30 protein-coding genes and 1 pseudogene are annotated in these 24,256 nt (G+C 34.5%); 18 read left to right on the top strand and 13 right to left on the bottom strand.

All coding sequences use genetic code 11. From position 1 onward, the window contains the following. Window positions 1–447: 447 nt before the first annotated feature. The 3 genes from O5636_RS00310 (at window position 448) to O5636_RS00300 (ending at window position 2,646) form a co-directional block, all read left to right on the top strand. Window positions 448–747 (top strand): DUF1330 domain-containing protein, encoded by a 300-nt coding sequence (locus tag O5636_RS00310; protein WP_269622638.1) that lies wholly within the window; start codon window positions 448–450, stop codon window positions 745–747. Window positions 748–886: 139 nt separating this feature from the next. After that, window positions 887–1,090, top strand: coding sequence for a DUF2905 domain-containing protein (locus O5636_RS00305; RefSeq protein ID WP_269622637.1), 204 nt, complete (start codon window positions 887–889; stop codon window positions 1,088–1,090). A gap of 245 nt (window positions 1,091–1,335) precedes the next feature. Next, a complete protein-coding gene (locus tag O5636_RS00300; RefSeq protein WP_269622636.1) occupies window positions 1,336–2,646 on the top strand; it encodes a hypothetical protein in 1,311 nt (436 codons plus the stop codon). A 79-nt stretch (window positions 2,647–2,725) separates the two neighbouring features. Here the strand turns inward: O5636_RS00300 and O5636_RS00295 are convergent, their stop codons facing one another. After that, complete coding sequence (locus O5636_RS00295) at window positions 2,726–3,424, bottom strand: class I SAM-dependent methyltransferase (RefSeq protein WP_269622635.1); 699 nt, start codon at window positions 3,422–3,424, stop codon at window positions 2,726–2,728. Between the two features lie 98 nt (window positions 3,425–3,522). On the opposite strand from O5636_RS00295, the gene O5636_RS00290 reads away from it, so the two are divergent. The 4 genes from O5636_RS00290 to O5636_RS00275 all read left to right on the top strand — a co-directional run bounded on the left by O5636_RS00290 (window position 3,523) and on the right by O5636_RS00275 (window position 7,013). Then, window positions 3,523–4,878 (top strand): hypothetical protein, encoded by a 1,356-nt coding sequence (locus O5636_RS00290; protein WP_269622634.1) that lies wholly within the window; start codon window positions 3,523–3,525, stop codon window positions 4,876–4,878. A gap of 283 nt (window positions 4,879–5,161) precedes the next feature. After that, the gene (locus O5636_RS00285; protein WP_269622633.1) at window positions 5,162–6,154 is read left to right on the top strand and encodes a GNAT family N-acetyltransferase; all 993 of its coding nucleotides are present in this window, start codon (window positions 5,162–5,164) and stop codon (window positions 6,152–6,154) included. A gap of 79 nt (window positions 6,155–6,233) precedes the next feature. Then, entirely contained in the window at window positions 6,234–6,692 is a 459-nt protein-coding gene (locus O5636_RS00280; protein WP_269622632.1) for a hypothetical protein, read from the top strand. A gap of 36 nt (window positions 6,693–6,728) precedes the next feature. Next, a complete protein-coding gene (locus O5636_RS00275) occupies window positions 6,729–7,013 on the top strand; it encodes an inward rectifier potassium channel (RefSeq protein WP_269622631.1) in 285 nt (94 codons plus the stop codon). Window positions 7,014–7,320: 307 nt separating this feature from the next. On the opposite strand, the gene O5636_RS00270 is transcribed toward O5636_RS00275, so the two are convergent. From O5636_RS00270 to O5636_RS00255, 4 genes are all read right to left on the bottom strand, one after another. Further along, window positions 7,321–7,593 (bottom strand): DUF3303 domain-containing protein, encoded by a 273-nt coding sequence (locus O5636_RS00270; RefSeq protein WP_269622630.1) that lies wholly within the window; start codon window positions 7,591–7,593, stop codon window positions 7,321–7,323. 373 nt (window positions 7,594–7,966) lie between these two features. After that, entirely contained in the window at window positions 7,967–8,455 is a 489-nt protein-coding gene (locus O5636_RS00265; RefSeq protein ID WP_269622629.1) for a hypothetical protein, read from the bottom strand. Window positions 8,456–8,544: 89 nt separating this feature from the next. Beyond that, a complete protein-coding gene (locus tag O5636_RS00260; protein ID WP_269622628.1) occupies window positions 8,545–8,790 on the bottom strand; it encodes a DUF1651 domain-containing protein in 246 nt (81 codons plus the stop codon). A 1,363-nt stretch (window positions 8,791–10,153) separates the two neighbouring features. Continuing rightward, window positions 10,154–10,939, bottom strand: a complete 786-nt coding sequence (locus O5636_RS00255) for a metal ABC transporter permease (RefSeq protein WP_269622627.1) — start codon at window positions 10,937–10,939, stop codon at window positions 10,154–10,156. 54 nt (window positions 10,940–10,993) lie between these two features. Here O5636_RS00255 and O5636_RS00250 point away from each other — a divergent pair, with 54 nt between their 5' ends. After that, entirely contained in the window at window positions 10,994–11,395 is a 402-nt protein-coding gene (locus tag O5636_RS00250) for a Fur family transcriptional regulator (RefSeq protein ID WP_269622626.1), read from the top strand. Window positions 11,396–11,411: 16 nt separating this feature from the next. On the opposite strand, the gene O5636_RS00245 is transcribed toward O5636_RS00250, so the two are convergent. After that, window positions 11,412–12,113 (bottom strand): ABC transporter ATP-binding protein, encoded by a 702-nt coding sequence (locus O5636_RS00245; protein ID WP_269622625.1) that lies wholly within the window; start codon window positions 12,111–12,113, stop codon window positions 11,412–11,414. Window positions 12,114–12,180: 67 nt separating this feature from the next. Between O5636_RS00245 and O5636_RS00240 the strand changes: the two genes are divergently transcribed. The 4 genes and pseudogenes from O5636_RS00240 (at window position 12,181) to O5636_RS00225 (ending at window position 15,623) form a co-directional block, all read left to right on the top strand. Further along, window positions 12,181–13,785, top strand: a complete 1,605-nt coding sequence (locus tag O5636_RS00240; protein ID WP_269622624.1) for a metal ABC transporter solute-binding protein, Zn/Mn family — start codon at window positions 12,181–12,183, stop codon at window positions 13,783–13,785. Between the two features lie 50 nt (window positions 13,786–13,835). After that, on the top strand, window positions 13,836–14,153 hold the full coding sequence (locus O5636_RS00235) for a hypothetical protein (protein WP_269622623.1): 318 nt from the start codon (window positions 13,836–13,838) through the stop codon (window positions 14,151–14,153). An 11-nt stretch (window positions 14,154–14,164) separates the two neighbouring features. Then, window positions 14,165–14,503: pseudogene (locus O5636_RS00230) on the top strand (CobW family GTP-binding protein); the annotation flags it as partial. A gap of 94 nt (window positions 14,504–14,597) precedes the next feature. Next, window positions 14,598–15,623, top strand: a complete 1,026-nt coding sequence (locus O5636_RS00225) for a CobW family GTP-binding protein (RefSeq protein WP_269622622.1) — start codon at window positions 14,598–14,600, stop codon at window positions 15,621–15,623. Window positions 15,624–16,011: 388 nt separating this feature from the next. On the opposite strand, the gene O5636_RS00220 is transcribed toward O5636_RS00225, so the two are convergent. Both O5636_RS00220 and O5636_RS00215 read right to left on the bottom strand, forming a co-directional pair. Next, on the bottom strand, window positions 16,012–16,407 hold the full coding sequence (locus tag O5636_RS00220) for a DUF3804 family protein (protein WP_269622621.1): 396 nt from the start codon (window positions 16,405–16,407) through the stop codon (window positions 16,012–16,014). Window positions 16,408–16,507: 100 nt separating this feature from the next. Continuing rightward, the gene (locus O5636_RS00215; protein WP_269622620.1) at window positions 16,508–16,846 is read right to left on the bottom strand and encodes an AIR synthase; all 339 of its coding nucleotides are present in this window, start codon (window positions 16,844–16,846) and stop codon (window positions 16,508–16,510) included. Window positions 16,847–17,124: 278 nt separating this feature from the next. Here O5636_RS00215 and O5636_RS00210 point away from each other — a divergent pair, with 278 nt between their 5' ends. Together O5636_RS00210 and O5636_RS00205 are read left to right on the top strand one after the other, a co-directional pair. Continuing rightward, window positions 17,125–17,274 carry a hypothetical protein gene (locus tag O5636_RS00210; RefSeq protein WP_269622619.1) on the top strand — a complete coding sequence of 50 codons (150 nt, stop codon included), beginning with the start codon at window positions 17,125–17,127 and terminating at the stop codon, window positions 17,272–17,274. 499 nt (window positions 17,275–17,773) lie between these two features. Continuing rightward, the gene (locus tag O5636_RS00205) at window positions 17,774–17,902 is read left to right on the top strand and encodes a hypothetical protein (RefSeq protein WP_269622618.1); all 129 of its coding nucleotides are present in this window, start codon (window positions 17,774–17,776) and stop codon (window positions 17,900–17,902) included. A gap of 36 nt (window positions 17,903–17,938) precedes the next feature. On the opposite strand, the gene O5636_RS00200 is transcribed toward O5636_RS00205, so the two are convergent. Next, on the bottom strand, window positions 17,939–18,103 hold the full coding sequence (locus tag O5636_RS00200; protein ID WP_269622617.1) for a hypothetical protein: 165 nt from the start codon (window positions 18,101–18,103) through the stop codon (window positions 17,939–17,941). Window positions 18,104–18,372: 269 nt separating this feature from the next. Here O5636_RS00200 and O5636_RS00195 point away from each other — a divergent pair, with 269 nt between their 5' ends. Both O5636_RS00195 and O5636_RS00190 read left to right on the top strand, forming a co-directional pair. After that, a complete protein-coding gene (locus tag O5636_RS00195) occupies window positions 18,373–18,645 on the top strand; it encodes a DUF3764 family protein (protein ID WP_269622616.1) in 273 nt (90 codons plus the stop codon). A gap of 4 nt (window positions 18,646–18,649) precedes the next feature. Then, a complete protein-coding gene (locus O5636_RS00190) occupies window positions 18,650–19,090 on the top strand; it encodes a cupin domain-containing protein (protein WP_269622615.1) in 441 nt (146 codons plus the stop codon). A 190-nt stretch (window positions 19,091–19,280) separates the two neighbouring features. On the opposite strand, the gene O5636_RS00185 is transcribed toward O5636_RS00190, so the two are convergent. The 3 genes from O5636_RS00185 to O5636_RS00175 form a co-directional block, all read right to left on the bottom strand. Then, window positions 19,281–19,469 (bottom strand): hypothetical protein, encoded by a 189-nt coding sequence (locus O5636_RS00185; RefSeq protein ID WP_269622614.1) that lies wholly within the window; start codon window positions 19,467–19,469, stop codon window positions 19,281–19,283. A gap of 175 nt (window positions 19,470–19,644) precedes the next feature. Continuing rightward, the gene (locus O5636_RS00180; RefSeq protein WP_269622613.1) at window positions 19,645–20,706 is read right to left on the bottom strand and encodes an NmrA/HSCARG family protein; all 1,062 of its coding nucleotides are present in this window, start codon (window positions 20,704–20,706) and stop codon (window positions 19,645–19,647) included. 508 nt (window positions 20,707–21,214) lie between these two features. After that, window positions 21,215–21,352, bottom strand: coding sequence for a hypothetical protein (locus O5636_RS00175; protein WP_269622612.1), 138 nt, complete (start codon window positions 21,350–21,352; stop codon window positions 21,215–21,217). Between the two features lie 910 nt (window positions 21,353–22,262). On the opposite strand from O5636_RS00175, the gene O5636_RS00170 reads away from it, so the two are divergent. Beyond that, entirely contained in the window at window positions 22,263–22,742 is a 480-nt protein-coding gene (locus tag O5636_RS00170; RefSeq protein WP_269622611.1) for a hypothetical protein, read from the top strand. A 277-nt stretch (window positions 22,743–23,019) separates the two neighbouring features. Here the strand turns inward: O5636_RS00170 and O5636_RS00165 are convergent, their stop codons facing one another. Continuing rightward, a complete protein-coding gene (locus O5636_RS00165) occupies window positions 23,020–23,154 on the bottom strand; it encodes a hypothetical protein (protein WP_269622610.1) in 135 nt (44 codons plus the stop codon). A 387-nt stretch (window positions 23,155–23,541) separates the two neighbouring features. On the opposite strand from O5636_RS00165, the gene O5636_RS00160 reads away from it, so the two are divergent. Then, complete coding sequence (locus O5636_RS00160; RefSeq protein ID WP_269622609.1) at window positions 23,542–24,180, top strand: SOS response-associated peptidase; 639 nt, start codon at window positions 23,542–23,544, stop codon at window positions 24,178–24,180. Window positions 24,181–24,256 lie beyond the last annotated feature (76 nt).

Here is a 24,256-nt window from a genome sequence, read left to right as displayed (position 1 = left end):
TTAATCAATTAGCTTTTTATTAACCATACTTTATAGATCGATTATCGAATTAAAATTCACGCAAAACTCACGCAAATCCCAACATATTAGTCAGAATTAGGCTAAATTTTTTCTCTAAAAGTACTAATAGCAACATAAGTCTCAGTTATAGCCTTGTTAGTGCTGATGCTTTGGGAGCACTAGGTCGCAGGTTCGAATCCTGTCGCCCCGACTAGTTTTTTTAAGGATTGAGTTTTTGGTCTGTATCCTAGGAAGGCTTAAAAAGGATTTATACGCCTTATGGATACACTCTTCCCAATGCTGTTACTAGTTGGTTCAACCATTTACTTGGTGTGGATGTTCCAAAAGTTTTTCAAGAAAAAAGATTCATAGCTTTTAAAACTGCCTGAAGTGTTGCCCTTTGACGGGTCAAATATGAGATGCTCGTTATTCTTATAGAAAATTTTCATGTCTAAGGGGTATTGGATCGTTACAACAACAGTCACTAATCCAGAAGGGTTTGGAGAATATGTACAAGGCTTTGCTACCTGGATTGAATCAATTGGTGGCAAGGTTGTTGCTAAAGATCTAGATGCAAAAACTGTTGAAGGTAAAGGCGGTCACCTTGCTGTGATTATTGAATTTCCATCTAAAGAAGTAGCTTCAGAGGCTTACAACAGAGCCGACTATCAAGAGTTAAGTAAATTACGCTGGGCTAACTCTAGTGATACCAATATCACGATTATGGATGGCTCAGTAACTCACTAAAAGTAAAGGAGAAAATGATGGGTGAGATGCCAACAGTAGAAGCAGCAAATAGAGCAGTTGGAACTATTGGACTGATTTTGTTCATTGGAACCTCTGCCTATTTGGCATGGCAGTTCAAAAGATTTTTTGGAAATAAATAATGCAAAAGCTGCTAATCATTCTCGGGCTTGGAATTGCCGCTATAGGTTTTCTCTACCCTTATTTAAGGCAATTAGGTTTAGGACAACTGCCAGGCGACATAATTCTGAAGGGAGAAAACTCAACTTTTTATTTTCCAATAGTTAGTTGCATTGCTATTAGTTTGCTTTTTTCGATTCTCTTTAACTTGTTCCGATCCTCCTAATGTCCCTAAACAAACCTATACCTGATTCTGTGATTAGTTTTAAATTGCTCTTATAAAAAGTACTGCTTAAGGGGCAGAAAAAATTTCCAAAGCCCAAGCAATTAAATCTTTAAAATCTACAACGAAAGTAATCTTGGGGATCCCTTGCCTAGGGCCATGAAGAGACAATCTTCCTTGCTCAGCGGCCTAGATGATCTAGACTATCGTGTAAATCTGATTAGGCTGGTAAAGGTTAAATTTCCATTATGATCCAAAGTCTTAGTGATTTAATAGGTTATTTGTGTTCAGGGAGTGACGAATATAATGATGCTACTTGTAAAAGAATAAAAGAAATTCGAATTGATTGGAGTAGAAAATTTAAAAGAATGCGTCTAAGAACAAATAATAGTGGAAATATTTCAATAATTAGAAAAATGAAGATCCTGATAATAGCTTTCTTAGGTTTATTTATTCATTCTAATAGGAATTTATTTAACAAGAAGTATATATTTCAAGGTTTAAGAAATTCGAGTTATTTTGATGCCTTTCCATCGAATCAAATTTGTATTCTTATAGAGCGTGAAAAACAAGGTCTATGTAATACAAATGGTTTTATTCATACTTCTCGTTTTCCTGATATATGTACTGTATCAATGTTGGCTGAAGTATTTGCAGTACAGGCTTATCAATACTTGAATATTGATTTCTTTTTAAAATTCCATATTTATAGATGGTCCAAATCACTAATGAACCAGGAACGTAAAATATTTATATGGGAAGACACACAACCCATGGGTACATTCCTTAGCTGCCTATCTCTTTTAAATATTCCTTCATTAAGAGTTATTTGTATTCAACATGGATTAATAGAGATGGCATCTACAACTCTGAAAATACCTCCAACAGGTTCTTATACAATTAACAATATGGTATGGAACAATCAACAAGGGAAACAACTTCAACAATTTAATCCTAAAATTAATTATTCATCAATTGGATTATCTTATTATGCTTCTGCATATAAGAACTCACAACTAAAAAAAATATACTTGATTGGTAGTGGCTGGTGTGGTAATTCAGTAGATCAATTCGATTATTTCCCTAGAATCATTAAATTATATTCTTTAATATCTCTCAGCTTAGAAAAATATCCAGCCTTAAATTTATTCTACCGCCCTCACCCAAACGAATCCAAAACCCCTCAATTAAAAAACAGTCTTAATTCACTTGGCAAAAAAGCGATCGTAGATATCTCTTCAAAATTGGAACTTCTTAATCAGGAAAGGTGTATATTTTTTGGGCTAAACTCTTCATTATTATATGAAGCAAAGTTAGCAGGTCATTATATAGTTTTCATACAGTCAAATAGTATTAATTCTTTTTCAAATAACAGTTCCTTTCCAAAAAGCAATTCATTACCATTTAATTATGATGAAACTCTTGTTTTATCTGAAATAGCTAATATTGATTTAAAAATAGCAACTATTTTGAAAAGATTTGAAAGTGAACATATAGATGAGAATATTTATTACCATGATCCTATTAAATCTTTTAAATCTTCATTGAATGATTTTTAATCTATTTCTTAATTTTTTACATCTTAGGTATTAATAATTAGGATCAATAAGTTATCCAAATCCAGTTTATTCTAATAATTTATGATATCTTCTTCAAAGATACCCTCCATTCTGCCTGTATATCTGATAATTGTGATTTCATATCTGTTACCACACAATGATGAAGTTTTTCTATCAACCAGCCTTGTTCAAAATGTGAAAGAATATCTTTTTTACTGTAAAAACGTATCTTTCCAGCTCCAAAAACACTTCCGGATTTGATGTCATCTACCAAATCATTATTTGTTCTAATACCTGATGACATAGAACTGTTATGGTCACTATATGGGTTAAAAAAGAACTTGCCATTTAATTTACTTACACGGTGAATTTCTGAGAAACATTTCTTTGCATTATCTTCACTTAGACATGTAATAGCAGCTCTATCTATAACTAAGTCAAAGAAATTTGTTTTAAACGGTAATATTGTGATATCTCCAACAATTAACTCTCCTTGCAAGTCTTCTGCTGAAAATCTTTTCTTTGCATAATTAATTGCAGATTCACTACCATCTATACCGTATACGTTGAATCCTTCTCGTGCTGCAAACCATAAATTATTCGCAGTGCCACATCCAACTTCTAAAATATTTAATTCTTTTAATTTAGTTTTATCTACATTCCTAAATATCCAACTAACAATTGAGTCCCATGGATAACGATTAATATCTAAATTGGAACTATACTTCTCTTCCCATATCGGATCGATACTTTTATGTTCTTTTTCTGAAGGAACCATTGATGATTGATAGCAAGAAAACAGTCTATTCCTAAAAAATTTTAGGATGGATCAGAAATATCTAGATAAAACTAGATGCATCTATACTATAGGAAGGAATGCTTTATTTAAAGTTTATGCATGTTGCAGTAATAGGTGGTGATTTTCGCTCATGCATGATTGCAAAGAGGCTTCTTAACAAAGGGAACAACGTTTATCTATTTTGTGCTGACAAGTCCCTAGGCGGTTTTCTTAAAGGGGTAAAGGCTTTTGATCGAAATTTGGACGTAGGACCACAATATCTAAATAATTTTACAAACGCCGATCGAGAGTTTATTGAATCCTTTGGGAAAGGAGCTGAACTTATAGACTTGACATTCAATTATTCAAACTTTATTGGGGGGAAGGTTTCTCAAGAGAATATGGCTCTTCCTAATTGGCAGAATTTTCTTAATCTTGAGACTCGTCTTGAAATTCTATTAGAAAGGTCTATTTTATTGTTAAATAACAATGAGATTTTTAACGAAGAATTATCTCTTTCGGAATACCTTTATAGAACTGCTGGGAATACTTTAAAATCATACATGGATAAGATTTGCTATAAATTTTATGGAATTACAACATCTGATATTAATTATAAAGCTAATGAAATAATCCCATTCGTATCTAATCGCCAAGCTTTATTTGAAGGAAAAACTTCTAAAGAGTTGAAAAAAGCTCTAAATATATTTGATGATACTTTAGCCGCTCCAAGATCAGATTCTGAGAATCTTGTATATAATTTATATCCAAAATATGGTTATAGTAACATGTTTGAAACCATTGAAAGTAATCTAACTAAAGAAGGAGTTAAAATACTTAAAGAAACTATTGTAAAGTCAATTAAAAATGAAGCTAATAATTATTATTATATAGAATCTAATCAAACGAGTATTAATGATATTCCTTTTGACAAGATTTATTTAGGGTTAGATGAAAGATATGCTGAAAGAATTTTGCTAGGGACAAATCAACTAGAAAAACAAACAAACTATATACCTCAGCATTTTATTTATATGGAAACAAATAAAGGTGCAATTGGAAACCTAAATTATATTTTTGATTATGATTTAAACCATATCACTTCTAGAATTTCAGATCTTAATTATTCTATTAATAATCCTATGAAGACAGTCTTATGTTCAGAGGTTTATGCCAAAAACAATAATAGTCTTGATAAGGTAATAAATATGTGTAAGGACGAGATTAGTGAAATTTCAAATCAAATAACTAATAATTCTAAGCATCTTGATTTTTATGAGGTTAAATCATTTACTATTCCAAAATGCTATAGAATACCTTTGAAGGGTTATTTTAAAAGCCTAAAAGTAATCAAAAATAATATTAAAAATAAATATGGAGAAAAGCTAGTGATGTTCCCTTTTAAGTTCTCTAGAAAAGAAATGTTAATGAGTATAGATAAAGAGTTGGGTTGATATAACTTTACTAGATTGATCATCTTTATATCTTGAACGAATTTCAAGATATTTTTAATTATATCTTAAGTCTTACCATGATTAAGGCTAAAAAGTAAATTTTCTTATAGTGTTTCCACTAACATATTTGCATTCCTTCTTTGAGAAGAAATCTAATGAAATTAGCTTGAAATCATACTTCAACAAGGCAGGTGACCTAGACAGCCTAAAAAGAGTCTATAGAAACTAGATTATCTAGGCTAGATTTAGTAAGGTTGCTATTTATCACAGCCAGGTTTGAATCGTGGCAAAGACTCTAAGCTTATTGCCATGCGAACTAGATGATAAATGGGATGATTATATAAACTCTTCACCAGATTTATCTATATATAGCAATAAAATATTTTTAGAAAATATTAAAGAGAAACTAGGTCTTTATGCATGCTATAAAGGCAAGGAATTAAGAGCTGTAGTTATTCTAGTTGAGGATGAAAATAGCAAGAATGCAATATTAAATGATTATCTTATTTACAGTGGAATTTGCTTTGGTCCTCCAACAAATAATCAAACACGCTCTCAGCAATTATCTGAAAGGCATGAGATAACTGTATTCATAATAAAAGAATTGGCTAATATATATGATTCATTTAAATTTCGGCTTTCGCCAAGTGTAAAAGACATAAGACCTTTTCAATGGCATAATTATGGGATGAGTTCTAACAGATGTTTAATAGATGTTAGATACACTTCATATGTAAATATATCTGACATGAAAGATACAAATTCTTTAGATTCTATAAATACTTATAAGAATTCATCTAATAGCAGAAGGCAACAGATAAGATATGCCATTCGGGATAAAATCAAAACAAAGATTTATAATGATATTGAAATGTTCATTGATTTCTATAGATCTAACTTAACTAGACAGTCTGTAATTTTAGATCCTTCATTCTACACTAATTTAGCTACTCTAATAGATCGTCTTATGTCTAATAATAAGGCAAAGATGTATTTATCGAGTAATACTTTGGGAGAGCCAAGTAGTATTGCAATTTTTGGAATAGATAAACTTAGAGCTCATTACTTATATGGAGCAAGTAATCCTGAATTAAAATTAGTTACTGGAGGGACTGCCGTCTTATGGGATGGTTTCTATGATTTGGCAAGGCAAGGTATAAAAGAAGTTGACTTAGAGGGAGTTAATAGTCCAAAAAGAGGTTGGTTTAAACTTAGTTTTGGAGGATCTTTAGTTCCGTATTATTCTATTGAATACCCAAATAAAACTCTTTCATAACAAGTATCCCTTGCTTAATAGATTACCTAGCCAGTAAGTTTTTTATCTAGACAATCTAGAGCATGTCTTTTTGATTAGTATGATTGAGGCTTTAGGCCTGTTACAAAACCGTTATGAGTGCATGAAACACTTACTAATTGCTTGTCTTATAGCAATAACATTTTCGCTAGCTCCTTTTGCTGCATTTGCCTCCACAACAGATTTATCACCTAAAATTACAGCCCTATCTAAGAATTTTTCTCAGAAATTTTGCACATCTATTGGAGTTGGAATGACTCCTGAAAAAGCTGGGGAGACTGCTGCTACGCAACTATCAAAAGGCTTATTGTTCTCTCCACTCATGACAGAAATAATGTCTGCTTCAAAAGAAGATTTAGCAGCATCTCTATCCCAAAATATTTTTGAAGAATGCGGCAACGAGCTTGGAGGTACAAAAGAAGAACTTAATACTTATCTGTCTCAATTAGCAAATAAAGTCCCAAGCAAATCCTCTAACGGATTGCAACTTCCACCTACTAGACAAAAACCTTCTCAATAAAAACCATCCATAACAAATGAGAGCCATAATGAAGATATGACTCTTGAACTAACAGACTTAGTAAAAGATTTTGTAGCAACACAGCTTCTTTCAAAAGTCGAACTCGATTTCTTAGAAGCTGAGCTATGGGACACTTTTCAGCACATCAGAGAAATAACTACTCTCTCTATTGCTCCTTCCAACATTTCTGAAAGTCTGAACTTAGAAAATGGGGCAAGTTGGTCTTTATGTTGTGCTGCTGTACTTGACGCTACAAGGCCTTTAGATGAACCTCGAGTAAATAAACTATCTAATTTAATAAAGGAGTATTCAATTAAATAGCCCTTACTGGGGCAATTAACCTAAATCAGCAAAGATCTTGGGAGCAATAGGTAGGAGTTTTAACTCCACACACTCGAATGGATTTACTAATTCCTTAAAGAGAGAAAATGGCAAAGATTGTTTTCTTTGCACCTCTTTTTTGAAAGAAGAAGTTATTGCTAAAACATCGCCTATACCCACTTGGCTTTTCTAGATCCTATGTTTTAAATCCTTTGGCTCAGAGTTAAATCTTTCAACTTTTTCTAATCACGGCTCGCATCTTGTGCAGTTTAATTGAATAGAAATCTTTAAACCAAAGACTTAGACCCTAGCCATAGACTTTTGCTACAAGAGGTCCAGCTTGTTCATCTGTAAATACCGGAGTTGTCTTCCACTCCATAAATTCACCCCAATCAGCTACATGCTCATACAAAGCTGTTGGATCGTCAGTTTCCACTAATATCCAACCTTCTAAAGATCCAGGCCCATGATAACGACCCAACATATTTGCCCTAGGGTATGGAGCTTGAGTAGAGAGAAACTTTTTTGCAGCTTTCTCGTGATATCCAGTCTTAAATTTCCAGTGTTGAATGTAAAGCATGAATCAAATTAGGCTTCTAAAAATTTAATCACAATTAACTATCAAATACTTTATGTATAGAAATTTGATGATCAACCCAAGAAAAATACATTTAATAGATTTTCCCTGTATTAACCCTTGGCAACCAATTTGAAAAAGCTAAATTGTACAAAATAAAAAATATATAAAGTTTTTGAAAGAGCTTACAAACAAAGCTAACCATTCTGACTATGAGTAAATCACTAAGAGTACTGGAGCTATCAAAGCGATTACAAAAAAACGCAGAGGATATAATTGCCATCTGCGTTTTATTGGATATACCAGCAACCTCAAGGATTAGCTGTCTGAGCGATGAAAATGCTCAAAAGGTCTTTAATTACTACAAAAACAATCCTTAAGCAAGCTTAGCTGAAGCGGATGTTCTCTTAGCACGTCTAGCCTTTCTTGGCTTAGCCGCTGTTGCAGTTGCAACTTTCTTAGCTACAACTTTCTTTGCTGCTGCCTTCTTAGGAGTTGCTTTGTTAGGAGTTGCTTTGTTAGCGACTGCCTTTTTAGTAACACGCTTCTTAGGCGCAGCTTTTTTTGCAGTTGAACCTTTGCGCGTACGATGTGCAAGAAGCATTGCCCATTCTTCAGCAGAAATATTGGCTGGCTTATTGCCATGTACTTCTGTTTGTTTAGCAGCCTTCTCGATGTCCTTGATTAGGTTCTTCCAAGAAGAGGCATAGCGCTTGTCAGATTGAGACTTTGCACCGCTTTCTACAAGACTTTCAACTACTCCTTGAGCAGTGATTTTCTTGCGTCTACGGTTAAAGATCTCTTTCTGCAAAGTTGCAATCATGGCCTCCGCCTTCGGGGATACTTTGATAGTTAGTTGAGACATTTAGGTAGTTAATTCCGAATCTTTATATCTACCATAAAGAAGAGGTATATATCAAATCGAAGACAAAATCAAGGCCATATCTAATATAACTAAGCTACTAAATCATCATTAAATTCAACTTGAATCCAACCATTATCAATTAACTCATTCCACGTTTCTATTGCTGGGGTCAAATCAACTTTTCTTCGATTCTTGAACGTAGACGGTGACCCTAATGACGTTGATTCCCATTTGTCCATAAAGACTTTTGGTAAACGCTGCAAGCTAGCTGGATCTTTACGAAACAGCAATAACCATTTCCTTTTTGGGTCAATTAACCATCCTTCTGGAATCATCTTTCTTTAAGGAAAATCTTTTGGAATAAGAAAGCCAAGCCTGGTGAGATGACGATTTTCTTTTAAACCTTGGGTGTAAGAGAAAACGTTTGAAGGGCATAGACGAAACGAGAGTTATCATCTTGTAGATCAAGCGAGACACATTTAGTTCTGTAGTACAAGTATACTAATAAAAGCTTTGGCAGCTGTCAACGCATCGAGCTAAAAAACATCTTCTATCTTTATAGGAGCTATAAATCAATTTAAAATTACAGGCGGCGGCATATTAAAAGATCATGCAAGAAGCCGAGCAAGCTTCTGGAAGAAAAAAAACTATTGATCTTTATAAAAGGCTAATTCGATTAAAAAGCATCTCTATAAAACGAGGTTCAAATATCATCTAATCGATAAATGTTAATTGGATCTGCCTTAAAAAATAATAGAAGCTCCAATGTCAAACAATAATGTAGAGACTAAGGAATTAACCCTGCCCCAAGCTCAATAGAGGAAGAAGGAAATTGGACTGAGAAAGTATCTAATTAATTATTTCAAAAATTAAGGGCCCTATATAAGGGTGCCTTGATCTGGGAACTTTATACAAAAACTGTCTGAGAAGAATTAATTTAGACAATCTGGTAGAACTATTAATTGATTAGGGGTTTTAAGTATCACGACCAAAATTAACTAGCAATAGGTTCTTTCAACACCGACTCATCTAGTTTCCTTTTGCAGTCAAGGCACAAAGTCATACCCTTCTTAGACCAAAAGGTACTCATGATGTCTTTCCTGCAAAGTTGACAATAGATCTTTTGAACCTTTTCCATTGGTTCAAAGCCAGTTCTTCTTTGCTTCCTCAGCCAACTTCATACTGATCCGCAAGGCTTCAGAAGTGTCATACTTGAGTTCAACTGAAGAGTATTTCTTCTGGTTTTTTTCTTTTGTCGCTTTTGCCACTTCCTTAGACCTGTTTAAAATGTAAGTGAGATTAATCATTTCATAAGTGCTACCCGTTTAAAAGTTTTATTGCCTTAAGTAATTATTAAAAAATAATTGGCCGACAATTTTAAATAAAAAGCTATTGCCTTATCTATCAACCCAGCGACTAGAAAAGATAACTATTGTTCCAGAATGGTAAACAACAATTACTAATTAGGCCTAGCTCTAGCACGACCTGCAATGGCAACTAAGCAATTAGATCTGAAGATGAAATATATGGGGTAATAACGTTGGTTAGCTTTATCCAGCTAAATGATAAAGACAGGACTTAATAAGGCCTCTCAATGATCTACAGGTAACTTTACAACTGAGAAGCCTAACTCGTAAAAAACACCCCCAAGAATATTTTTATCATCATTAAGCCTTAATAGCTTTAGTTCTTTCAAAACTATTTTTTATTTTGTAGAAAGAATAAGGAGAAAACACAAATAACGCTTATCAGAGGTCCTGGAGACACATTCAAAACAATCGCTAGCAAAAAGCCTAAAAGTGATATTAAAAGTCCAATCATTGAAGAACGAACCATGGCAATCCATAGTGCTGGAGCTTGCTGTAATCCCAATAAAGTTGGAGTAGATAATAAAGCAATTACAAGAATGACCCCAACTGCGGCCATTGAACTAACTATGACAAGAGCAGTTGTAGCACCAAGAGCTAAATTCAAAAAAGACACATTTATACCATTAGCAGCGGCGCCTTCAGGGTCTAATCCAACATGAACAAGTTTGTCGTAACCAAAAATCATCAGGCAACTAAATATCGAAGCTGCAATAAGGTTTCTTAATAAATCTCCAAAGTTTGAAGTAAGTAAATCGCCAAACAAAACAGCTTCTAAATCAATTCTGATACCAAGTAAAGGAATAAGAAGAACACCAAGCCCAAGTGATCCTGCAAGAATTGTATTCATTACTGCTTCATAATTTTGATTTTTTTTATTGGTCAAGCTTTCTGCAATAAGAGCTCCTATCAGACCACTTATGACTCCTCCAATAGAAGGATCAACGCCAAGAGATAGTGCCAAAGCCAATCCTGGCAGTACACAATGAGAAATTAGATTGACTTGTAGAAGACGCTTATGAGTAATTAAGACAGTGCCCATAGCGGGGCAAAGCACCCCAGAGAAGATTGTTATCAAAAGGGGAATTATCCACCAATTTGTATTTATAAAAGACATCAAGCAAATGATTCAGTATGGTCGTTAAAAGAGATCAAATTAAAGATCTTGACAATGAATAAATTCCACTCTGAAATTACCAAACGTCAACAACGGTTGCTTGAAGAGCTAAAAAAATGTGACGACGAATTGAGCGGTCAAGATTTACATAGACAATTGTACAAAAGTGATAATGCCATGGGCTTAACCACCGTATACAGAAATTTGCAAGTACTTGTAAAGCAAGGATTGGTTCGTTCTAGACATCTTCCAACAGGCGAAGTTCTCTATGCCCCTGTAGAAAGAGATATCCATCATTTAACTTGTGTTAATTGTGGAGAAACCACGCGTTTGAATAGTTGCCCAGTAAAGCCAATCAATTTACCCAATAAAAAATCTAAAGATTTTGAACTCCTGTTTCATACTCTTGAGTTCTTTGGTCTTTGTCAGAATTGTATTAAGCCAGATAATGCTTAATACAATTTGATGAAAATTATCCGCAGCAATGGTTGCCCATAGAGGTAAACGAATCGAGTTTTTCTTCTACTTCTTGAGGGGTACCAAAAGCTAAGACAGTCTTATCAAGGGCTACAACTTTATCATAAGCATTTAAGGATTTGCCCCAATCATGACTGCTAACAAAAAGTGTTGCTCCAGTATCAGCTAACTGACGAATAATCCTCAAAAATTTTTTTCTTGCAAATGGATCTAAGGCTGAGCAAGGTTCATCAAGAAGAAATATTTTTGCTGGTGTTATTAATGTTTTCGCAAGCAATGCTCTTTGCTGTTGACCCCCAGATAATGAATCAAGTCTTCTATTTGCTAAATCAGATATTCCAACTCGTTGTAGCGCAGCTTCTAATTCACAGCATGTTGACTTTAAATGATTCACTTTTCCTAAAGAAACTAATCCTTCAACGGTCATTGGAAAGTTCCAGTTAATAGAACTTCTTTGAGGCATCAAAGCAATTTGTTCTCTTGCCTCAATTAACGGTTTACCACCGATACTGATATAGCCTTTACTTGGCTTACTTTGACCTTGAAGTAGACGTAACAACGAAGATTTTCCAGCACCATTTGGGCCAACAAGTGCAGTTAAAGTTCCCGGGTTAAGTTCAATAGAAACATTATGCAAAACAGCCTGACTATGCACTGAATAGGAAAATGTCAAATTTTCAGCAATCAAGCTGGTCATAAATCAGAGCTCTATAACAAAAGGATAGTGCATGATTGACGAATGAAAATGAAAACCATTATCATTAATGCAGTTAATCATTGAATCTCTAGTGTTGGGATTATTAGATCAATCAGCCGAAAGGGGCGCAACAATTCATAAATCAATTTTCAGAAATTCTCTATTGGTTGGAGCAATTGTTTTTTCTGGACTTAATCAGAGTGTGCAAGCTAAACCTAAATCAATCGTTGCTGTTGAACCATTGGTTTGTGATTTGGTTTCTGCAATTGCGGTACCTTCATCCCCCGTCACTTGTTTGATTAATAGAAAACAAGATGTACATGATGTGAAAATTTCTCCGAGGCAGGCCCAAGCTTTAAATAATGCAAGTCAAGTCTTTACTCTTGGGCAAGAGATGACTCCCGCAATGAAAAAATGGCTGGGTAATCCAATAACGGTTGTTGTCGGTGTAAGTGCAATAGAAATTGACGATCATGACGACCATGATGATCACTCATCTGCGAAGCATGACGACCACGATGATCATGACGACCATGATGATCATGACGATCACTCATCTGCGAAGCATGACGACCACGATGATCATGACGACCATGATGATCATGACGATCATTCATCTGCTAAACATGATGACCACGATGATCATGGAGATGAAGCCTTTGAATGGGCTGGTGTTTTTGAACTTTCACGAGGAACATACAAATGGTCTTTTGCAAAAGTCGATGGAGACTATGCGGATCCTGTAATGAAAATGGTCATTCTTAAAACTGGGGATATTGAAGCATCAGAAGAGCTTGCTGAAGAATTATTAGAGTCCAAAAATTCAGAAGTTAAACGCAATAATGACAAACTTGTTGCACAGGAAAAAGCCTATCTTCTTACATTTAATAAGAGAAAAGACATCACAACATTCAATGTAGAAATCAAAAAAGCTGGTAGATATGCATTCTTTACTGAGCATATGCCTTTTGAGTTTGAAGCCGATGAACATTTCTTTAAAGATGTTTCAGGCGATGATATTGAACCGATAGCTCAAGTTCCAGATGAAGGCGGTGATCATCATCATCATGATCATGGTGGACTAGATCCCCATGTTTGGCATGATCCTCATAACATCATCAAGATGGGGAATGTCATTTCTAAAAGTCTCAACAAGAAAATCTCATTCTTTGATAGAGAAACTAAAAAAGTTTTAAAAGAAAGAACTCAAGCGGTTAATTCTATTTTAGAAGATTTAGATCAATGGATTCAAAGACAAGTAGCCACAATTCCTTCTAATCAAAGAACGATAGTTTCTAAGCACAAAGCTATGGAATACTACGGGGATGCTTTTGGTTTGAAAACCATTAGCTTATTAGATTTTCTTGGTCATTCAGCGAGCCTTAGGCCTCAGACCATTTCCAAAGTAATAACAGAGCTTAGAGAAGAGAATGTACAAGTTATATTTCCAGAGCAAAAACCTTCTTCAAAGCTATTGAAAAACTTAAGTAGACAAACTTCTACCCCTATAGCAAAACAACAAATTTTTGTTGATGGTTTAATGCCTACAGGAAATACTATTTCTGTCGCTGTTCATAACACATGTACCATCGTTAATTCTTTGGGTGGTTCCTGCAATAAAAAAGCAGGTAATCAACTAGAAAATAGATGGGATTCATTAACTAAACGTTAATTTAAAAATCCTAATCTTCTGTTCAAGTTGCACATTCAATTGTAAGTAAAATGTCTAAAATTAAAGGTTTAGAAACTTACAAAAAATACTGGGAAGATCAAGCAAGTTTCATGGATCAATCACCATGGAACCAACAAAAGATCTTAAAGTTAACTTTCTCAAATGATTTTGAAAAAAATATTGAAGAACTTAAATTTTCTAATCACTCTCTTGTCAGAGAAGGTGGGCAATTAACTTTACGCTTAAAAGTTCCCTACAACTACTCTGAGCTTGATGATTTTGAAGGAAAGGCTATCGAGCTCTTGGGTATCGACAAGAATTACTTAATCGATATGAGCTTCACCAATTCTAATTGTACTAAATACTGAAGAACAACAAAATGACTATCGAACAAAAAGTACCTGTCACCATCCTTACGGGCTTCCTCGGCTCTGGGAAAACCACTCTCCTTAATCGGATTCTGAGTGAAGAACACGGTAAACGAATCGCTGTAATCGAAAATGAATATGGTGAAGTTGGTATTGATCAGGGTCTGGTCATTAATGCTGACGAAGAAGTCTTTGAAATGTCCAACGGTTGCATTTGCTGCACCGTTCGTGGAGACCTAATTCGCGTATTAGGCAACCTCATGAAGCGACGAGATAAATTCGACTATGTGTTAGTTGAGACAACAGGACTTGCTGATCCTGGACCTGTTGCTCAGACATTTTTTAAGGAAGGATCACTCTTTGGAATTTTAAAATACGCACTACAAACTCTCCTCTAGGGTTCACATGATATATTTTTTCTAAAGAAACTTCTCAAATAATTCAATGTCAAAAGCGAATAATCCTATAGCCAAAAATAAAAAAACGAGTGTTCCAGTGACAATTATCACAGGATTTCTCGGGTCAGGCAAAACAACACTTTTAAATCATATTTTAACTAACCAAGGAGATCTAAAAACTGCAGTTCTAGTCAATGAATTTGGAGAGATAGGTATTGACAATGATTTAATTGTGAAGACGGACGATGATATTATTGAACTAACAAATGGGTGCATATGTTGCACAATTAACGGGGAATTACTCGATGCTATACATAAGATATTAGGACATAATAAAAACATCGAATATTTAATAGTTGAAACCACCGGGTTAGCAGATCCTTTGCCAGTTGCAATGACAATTAATAGTGCGAGAGAAGAATTAAGGTTGGACTCTATAATTACTTTAATTGATGCTGAAAATTTTAATGATGACACACTTTCTAGTCAGATAGCAAGATCTCAAATAATATATGGGGACATTTTATTAATCAACAAATGTGATCTCGTCAATGAAGAAAGAATATCTTATGTTGAAAGTAAAATTTCAGAAATAAAAAATGATCCAAGAATTCTCAAAGGCATCAAAGGTAATGTTCCTCTGGGGCTTTTCCTAAGTGTTGGATTATTCCAATCAGATTTAATAACAACAAATAATAGGAAAGATCACCATGACCATGACCATGACCATGACCATGACCATGACCATGACCATGAGGAATTATCGATTGAAGGATTTACATCATTTTCATTTCAATCCAAATTTCCTTTTTCACTAAGAAAATTCCAAAACTTTTTGGACAATCAATTACCATCTAATGTATATAGAGCAAAAGGTTTATTATGTTTTGAAGAAAGTGAGCTGACTCATATATTCCATTTATCAGGGAAACGTTTCACTCTAGATGATACAGAAAGAGATCGTAAAAGAGAAAATAAAATTGTACTGATAGGGAAAGAACTGGACCACAACAAGCTACAGGAGCAACTTGAAGCATGTATTTCATTGAGCAATGCAACTAAGGAAGGTTAAATAGCACCCTTTTATTCATTTTAAAGAACAAAAGCTATTCCAATTAGTCGATTACAAGAACTCATCGCTAAAAGATAGGCCTCTTACAAGCCAACTATCCTAATAAATTTTATTTATAATTTGACTAAAGCGACTAAGAATAATTACTCGCCCAAAGATTATCTAGTTGGATAAAGCAAAGTATAATTAATATAATTTAGAGCTCCAACAAAAAGGTTTTCTAAATATCAATACATCTAATCTAAAAGAGAGTAAATTGGGGATATCACTGATTCTGAGACATTCAAAAGGAATAAATATATTAAAATAAAAAATCAACTAAAAACCCTTTCATATCTAGGTTCAACAGCAAAACTAACTAAATTATTTATTAATAGTGATATGAGTTTTATACTTGGTTCCAAGTAGAAAGATCTGTAGTTCCTGATGATCTTTGCATCCAAAAAATCATCCAAATTTCATCTATTTTCTTAAAAATCATTGAATAACTTGATAAGTCACTATTTTTCTCACCTTTATAGCTAAATTCTTCTTTCAAGGTAAAAGCTGCAAAGCCCCAATCTAAATTTGCTTCTAATCGATGAATCTTTATTAATTCAGATAGCTCAACAATCAAGTCTGCATTGTTATACATTCCAACAAGACCTTCTGCCGTAATAGGGTTGCCACTTGGTCTAACCGCTAAGAAGTGATCTGTGACATTAGAGAGCAAGAAAGACTTGTTTTCAGCTCTATTTGCAAAACCTCTGATGAGGGCTTCTATCTGCTGAGAATCTGAAGTCAATTTATTAAACAAGTAGTGTTTCTAAAATCTCATACATCAAACAAGCCGTCTTTATCTTTTATTTTTTTTTGAGGAAATGGTAAAAATTAAAAATCACTATTCAATTACTCATCATTTTAAAACCTGTGCCACATCCACTTGCTTGTGCACCTTCTGGAGTACTAATCAAAAAGCCTCCACCAGTCAAATCTCCAAAATAATCGAGTTTTAAACCTTGCAATAAACCAAGTTGCTTTGACGGAGCAAATAAAGTAATGCCATCTGTTCTTGCTATAGGAACTCCAGATTGTTGACCACATCTCAATCGAATATACAACCAGCCTTCCTCAAAACTATCGGGCAATAAATCAATATGCATTTCACCAGGAGTTCCTCCAAATGCAGATTGTCTTATTAACTCAGTAATAGCAGATTTAGAAATCTTTAAATTACAAGCCATCTAGAAGAATTACTTATTGATATTTATTTTAGATTAATTAATTTGTTTTAGAGTTGCTGGTCATAGGTTTTAGCTCTTTCTCCTTGTCTTAACTTCGAAAACTCTCAGCGTAAGGAGAAGATCTCTAAAGGGATCTACTGTTTTTTTAACTCTCTTAATTTAAAAAACCTTTTTTATTATATTAATCCTTAGATTTTGTTAAAAAACTAGGTGCCAAATAATACTTCCTAAAGGAATCCCTACTTTTTGATCTAACAGGTTGGTCATATGATACAAACATGATTCCAGATATCTTTCAATCACCTGAACAAGTAAGACAGGTATCAATTTGGGGGCCTGTACTTGGCATGATCATCCTTTTCTTAGGGATGAATATGAGAGTTGAGTTCCATATTGAAAGAGAAAAAGAAGAAGAAGAAGAAAAATGATTGGCCTTCCTTTACTCCTATTTACTTTTTTAGGGTTGCAAGCATATTTGTTGCTGCAAGTGATTCGTAACAAAAGAAATGAGCCATTGATTTTTAATCGAACCCAAAAGTTTTATCTTCACCAATGGGCTTTGAAGACATTCGGCAAGATCCACACAAGAAAGGACTAGAGCACTATAAGTAGATATAGAAGCCTGAGCGATTTAAAGCTTTTTAATACGTGGCAATTATTGAGGCTCAAGTACATTTGACTATGATTAAAAATTATTATATAAATTTTTTTAATCGAAATCTTATCCCAAACGCAATGAGCTTAGGCCGAATCACCCCTTGAAACTACCTATAATTGCCTGAACTAGAATATCAATAAAAATAGGAATGATGACTTAATGGAGAATGACTTTGCCGCCACTGTTCAAAAATATTTTTTCTATTTCCTTATCGGCATTGCTCTATTTATAGTCATTGGGACTGCCCTACTTTTGATCTCTTCAATGCTATGAATAAAAAAACAATTCCTGATAATGATGCAGTAGCTCATTCGGAAGAATATTGGAAAGAGGAAAATCTTGGTACAGAAGATGAACCATACTTTCCTCTTGAAGAGTCAAAACCCCCTCACTATTAACTATGTGTTTGTCAATTTCCTAAGAATCAAACCATGTTAAGGCTTAGAGGGGAAAGGCCAAGTGTAAGCAGTTAGAGGTATAGGTGAGCATATTTCTTCCCCATTCGGAGAAAGATAACACCTTTCTATTCCCCATTCTCTTTCAACAATCTTCATTTCGATAGATCCATTGGGCAAATGTGAAGAAGGCATTTGAGTCATGTGAATTTGCAATTAAAATACTTCTAGCTACTTAAAAAGTTTGAGCAATAAGCAATTAGTTTTATTGACAACTGCTAAAGCATCCAAGATTTAAAATATATCGATAAAACAAACTCAAAAAGCCTAAAGCATGATCATGAAGAGTTAGGCCAACTCAACTCCAAAATAATATTTACGCTTTTTTATTTCTGCATATATTGGTATCGACAACAAAATGCTTAATCTCCTATATTTACTGGTTTAATAAATCTCATTAAAACCTCTTAAAGATGGAAACAACAGTAGTAACCTTTAAGGTCAATGGTAGTTTCGCTGAATGGGTGGCAATTTTTGATAGTGATGAAGCCAATAAAAGACATGCTGAATATAAAATCAAGCCACTTTTCAGAGGTCAAAGCAAAGATGATCCTCAAAAAGTAATCGTTATCCACCAGCATGAAGAAGGGATGCTTGAAAAATTTCTTATCGGTAATAGCGATTGGATTTCAACTCACAATGTAGATATGAACAGCTTGGAACAATCAGCTTGGAAAGGGGAATAATTCATTGCGTCGCTTTTTATTCTTAACCCTTGGGATGGGTATGCTATTACCAACTGTTGGCTGTAACCTTCAAAAGGAAGTTTCTAAGAACACCAAGCCTGTTATCGAAACACTTGTCAGTGCAACTGAATCATGGAACGGAGACCGTTATTCATATCCTGAAGGACAAGCACAAATAATTCTTTTGAAGATCACAGCTCCAGTAGGATTCAGAACGCCAGTACATACACATCCACAACCTGGTGTCGCCTACCTATCCAAAGGGAAGTTGGAATGCGTAGTAACTGCAGACAATACAAAGGTTTTTTCTGCTGGAGATAGCTTTGCGACCACCTCTGGTGAAACACCTCATTACTGCGAAAGTATTGGTGATGAGCCTGCAGTTGTTTTTGTAACATATGCAGGTGTTGAAGGACAGCAATTCACTATTCCTATAAACAAATAGACTTAAGCTCTTTCCATAGCTTTTCTCAAAAAGAGTTTTAGCGGTATCAGAATAACTAGTATTACCTTTTTTCTACATTTACTGATTTATGTACTCTTAAGTTTAATCAGAGCTTCCGAAAAAGTTCATATGAATAACTAAAAAGCCGATTCTTTAAAAGAAAATTTGCTCTCATTTAATCAAAGATATTTCATTTAGAGAATTTTCTTAATCCAAACATCTCAGCCATTTTGCCAGTAAATGCAAAGTAACCAATAGAAAAAAGGAACATTCCAAAAGCAATTAGATTAGGCAATATTCGACCAATGAAGTGTTCTTCTCCAATAATTAGAAAAGTAATAACAACAAATACCCTTGACCAATTATCAGCAAAGTTCATTTATATAATCCTGAGAAGAAAAAAAACCACGTAAAGACACTAAGATTGCATACAACTGTTAAAGAAATTGCAATTACCTTAAAAGTCTTGCCAACCTCCTCAGTAACTGGATTTAGTTTGACCCTTGCCATATACCCATAATGCCAAAAAAGATAATAAATTGCATTTGTGGGGACTAAGTTGCAGGTGTAAATCTTTTCATCAAGCTAAGCTTTCTTATTTCTGTGGGAGTAGTTCTTAGTAAAGTCTTTTCTCTAAGCCATTTTGCAAATGGAGTTATTGTTATGTCAAGTTCATGTGCAAGAAGCTTCAGCTCTTTCAAGTCTGCTCCATAGCCTGCTCGCTCAATCCAGTTAGCCATTATCCCAATATCATGCTCAATAAAATTCATAAGTTTGCGTGGAACCATTAAATAACGAACCGATCCAGATTGTTGGCCTCGTATTTTTTGCCACAAAGCGGCCATTTCGTTACCAGTCATCTCATCTCCAGCAATATTAATTGCATCACCCAAAAATTTATTTGGGTTTTCAAAAACAGCCTTTGTCCAAAGTCCTACATCATCAACTGCAATAGTTTGCCATACCTTGTCTCTATGAACCACTCCAGGGAAAACTCTCTCTGATATCTTTACGCCAGGAAGATTGCTATTAAAATTTTCGAAATAGCTAACAGGTCGAATAATTGTCGAGATGTTCTTTAATCCATTTAGAAAAATATATTCTTCAATGCTCCATTTACTAGAAAAATGTCCAGGAGCAGGTTCATTTTTCAAAGGGTCTTTAGGTTTGCAAACTGAGCTAAAAACAAAGTGTTTTAAGCTCCCAAAATTGGCCAATTTATTCACTACGTCTACTAAATTTCTACCTTGCTCCATCTCATAATCACGAACCATACTTCCGCGGCCCAAAGCCCAACCCTTAGTAGGAGTAGTATTACCAAATACTCCATAAACCCCTGAAAAGCACCTCTCTAAACTTTCAGGTTCAAGAAGATCTCCTCTTACAATTTCAACATTAGGCAACTTTGACAAAGCTTCTGAACGCTTAGACGCAGGGGATCGAGTAATTGCACGAATATGAAAATTGTCAGTCTTAGACAAATGATTTACTACTGCTGAGCCCTGTCGGCTCGTGGCCATAGTGACTGCAATAACAGGCTTTGAGCTTTGCAAAGCAAAGTTCCTAGAACAACTTGCATTCCTTTTAAAAAGTATTTCCTGGCTAGAAGAGTTCAATTTCTAAGATTAAGTATGTTGAATATTGCAAAATGTAAAGCATTTTTCCTTAAATCGTGGGCTTTCTGATTTATGGCGTGAAAGTTTTATTTCACCGTCCAACAAATAAACAGATTCTTCCTGGTCATTTATCTTTGAAAGATCCCTTTTAGAAGTAAATCATCTTTAAAGATAAAAAATAAAAATCCATTTTATGCATCATTTTTGATTGATCGTTTACCTTCGACTCGATCTATATAACCTTAAGTCTTCTTAACAGACTCAAGCCTCTCCTAAGCAAGGGAAAACTACTGTTTAATTCATCTACACAAATCCGCACCCTAAATGAATTACATATTCAAGGATCTAGCCTTAGCTAATAACATAAATGATTAGCGCAAGTACCAAGCTGGCTCTAGAAAATCTCTTACTACAAAATAGATAGCCGAACCAAGAAGTAATGAGAGGGTAATAATTTTAAGCAAGGCCACTCCTTTAATAAAATCTATTCATCCATTATGGGCGAGATTTAAGGCTCGGGCCTATATAGACGCTTCTTAATGGCATTAGCTTTCTTGTAAAGCTCTATAGTTTCTCTTCTACCCAAAGCTTGTGCAGCTTCTTTCATCGCCTTGGAATACTCGGTATTTAATTGTGTTTTTGTCATAGAAGTTTTTCTAAATGCTTGGTTTGTTAATGACTTGGGTTACCAATATCAATTCTGCTTGAGAGTCCTACCCCTAGCTTAATCTCATCCGAGATTCAATGATATTAATTCATAGCCTGCATCTAAAAGAGTGTTGACATCCGTCAGATCTGTAGATTAGTATAAATGTACTATCAAGGAAAATTATGGGACCAACTTCTTCACCCTACGCTATTTTTCGGGCCTCTGACTTGAATTACGTGTTTGATCAACCTATTGCCCCAAAAGATTATCTAAGAATTCGACCAAAAAGAATCTACGTAAAAAAAGTTTTTCAGCAATCTAAATCTGCGAATCTATCAAAGCATCATGTTCAGCTTGCGTTTGCATAAATTGCATACATTTTTGTATTAACGCGATAAAAATTGCCACACACTTCTAATTTCTCTTACTCATCAACCTCTTATTTACAGATCACTCATCTAAGGAATAAATTTTTTCAAAAATATAAAAACCAGGAAAAATCCTTGATGTCTATCCCAAAGCTTCTTAACAAATGACCAAAGATCAACTCGCTCTCAAGATCTCCTTAGCAATGCATAGACACGATGAAACTCGCAAGGAGACAATTAATTCCTATTTCAATACATACAAATGTTTAAGGAGTTACTTTGAAGATCTTTCATTAGAAGATATAGCTGGGATCGCTAGTAGGTACGGGGTTATGATCTAAGCTAGGAGCAAGTAAATCTTTAAATAAATCGCAAGGATAATAGCAATTGCATTGTTTTTTGGAACAATTGTTTACTGCGCAATTACTATCAGCACTCATGAATAGGTCTTCTTTAATACATAACAAAGATACTGTAAACGATTTGATAAATAACCCCTCAATGTAGTAGAGGTTAGAAATAAGAGTTAACTACCTTACATGTCTCAACTAACCATCAAGATTTCAGCGAAGGCAGAAGCTATGATTGCAACCCTCCAAAAAGAAATCTTTAACCGCAGACGTAAAAAAATTACCCCGCAAGGTGTAGTTGAATCGCTTGTAGAAAGTGGTGCGAAATCTCAATCTGACAAGCGTTATGCCTCTTCCTGGAAGAATCTGATCAAAGATATCGAGAAAGCTGCTAAACAATCAGAGGCCCATGGCAATAAGCCTGCCAATGTTTCTGCTGAAGAGTGGGCAATGCTTCTAGCACACCGCACACGCAAAGGTTCTACAGCTAAGAAATCTACTCCAAAGAAGCCTGCTGTTAAAAAAACAACTGCAAATAAAAAAGCTTCTAATAAGCCTGCTGCTAAGAAAGCTGTGGCTAAAAAAGCTACTCCAGCGGCAACAGTTAAGCCAAGGAAAGCTAGACGTGCTAAAAGAGCACCTGCTAAGGCCGCAGCTAAACTTGCTTAAAATCGCTCTTTTTGACACCCAACTTAAAATTATCTCTAGCCACTCTTTTAGAGTGGCTTTTTAATGAGCACTTCTTGGCTAAATTCATAGAAGAAAGTGATTTAGAAAAATGTTTTATATACATACCTCAGAAATGATCTAAAGTCTTGCCCAATACGCAACCTCTTTCAATAAAACAAAAAGTTTATTTGAATTATTTTGGGTATTTATTTTTCTTTTATAGGCTGAAACTCGTTTTATCTACTTTTCTATTTCATCAAAATCAAAAAACATTTACTTAATCTAAGAACATCCCCTCGACAGATATCTTCTGTCTTATTTCTGTTGAAGGGTAATTTTTATAATAAATAACTAATCCTCCTGCAAAAACTAATGCAAGAAATATTCCAACAATGAAAGACTTCTTTTTCACACCAAATCTTTTCTTAAATCATTAGTCTCTTTATATACATTAATTTTACAACCATACTTCCATAACTAGGCCAAATAAAGCTAAATAAAAGTTGATCAAAACCTAAAACCTTTCTTCGTATGAATCTTGATACTGAAGGCGACGAGTTAAAAAACAATCCTAAAAATCAGTGAGTAAGCTCTAGGCAAAACCTCCTTATTCCTCAGGATCCTCTTAATTACTACGAAATAATAGTGACGAAGCTTTTTCTAATGTTTTCTTCTGAAGGAGCTAAAGAAACCAACAACTATTTTCCTACTCATGACTTGTATTATTATCAGTTTAATTCTTACCATAAGTTCTAGTGTTAATTGCTCGTCATAACCAATTGTTTACCCCAGCTGAATTATGTGTAGTAGGTATGAACTAACAACTACATTCTCAAACCTACCGTCGCTTTTAAAGCAAAGCCTCCCTAAAGGTTTCGAAGAAAACTACACACCACAAAAGTTAATCAGACCTACGGACCATGTCCTTGTACTAAAAAAAGAAATCAAAGTAAGTACTTCAATAATGCTTTGGAGTTTTATCGCTGAATGGGCTAAAGACCCTTTCCATAAGGGGATAGCTAAACCTTTTAATGCAAGGGCTGAAACTGTTGGTGAGAAAAAATTATTTAAAGGAAGCTGGAAAAACAAAAGATGTCTCATCCCTGCGAGTGGATTCTTTGAAAAAGGTCACCGCATATGCAGAATAGATAAACAAACTTTTTGGTTAGGAGGCATTTGGAATAGGTGGATGTCACCTGATGGGAGTGAAATTGAAAGTTGTTGCGTTTTAACTACTGAACCAAACAAATTAATAAAACCCTTACATAGTCGAATGCCAGTTATCATCCCAAATGGATTAGAAGACTATTGGCTAGATTCATTTAAAAATGGGCTTGAACTTAAAACACTACAATCTATGTTGTGTGGTTGGAATCCAAAACCATGGAAATCCGAACAAATCATTAAACAACAAACTTCTCAAACAAGTTTGTTTTAAAGGAAATTTCTTATTTTATAACAGTTGCTATCTCTAGACATATGATCATTCATTGATTTCTTCTGATTCCTTAGAA

This window comes from Prochlorococcus marinus str. MIT 0918, from assembly GCF_027359415.1.
Lineage (GTDB): Bacteria > Cyanobacteriota > Cyanobacteriia > PCC-6307 > Cyanobiaceae > Prochlorococcus_E > Prochlorococcus_E marinus_C.
This window is presented reverse-complemented; position numbering and strand designations above follow the sequence as displayed.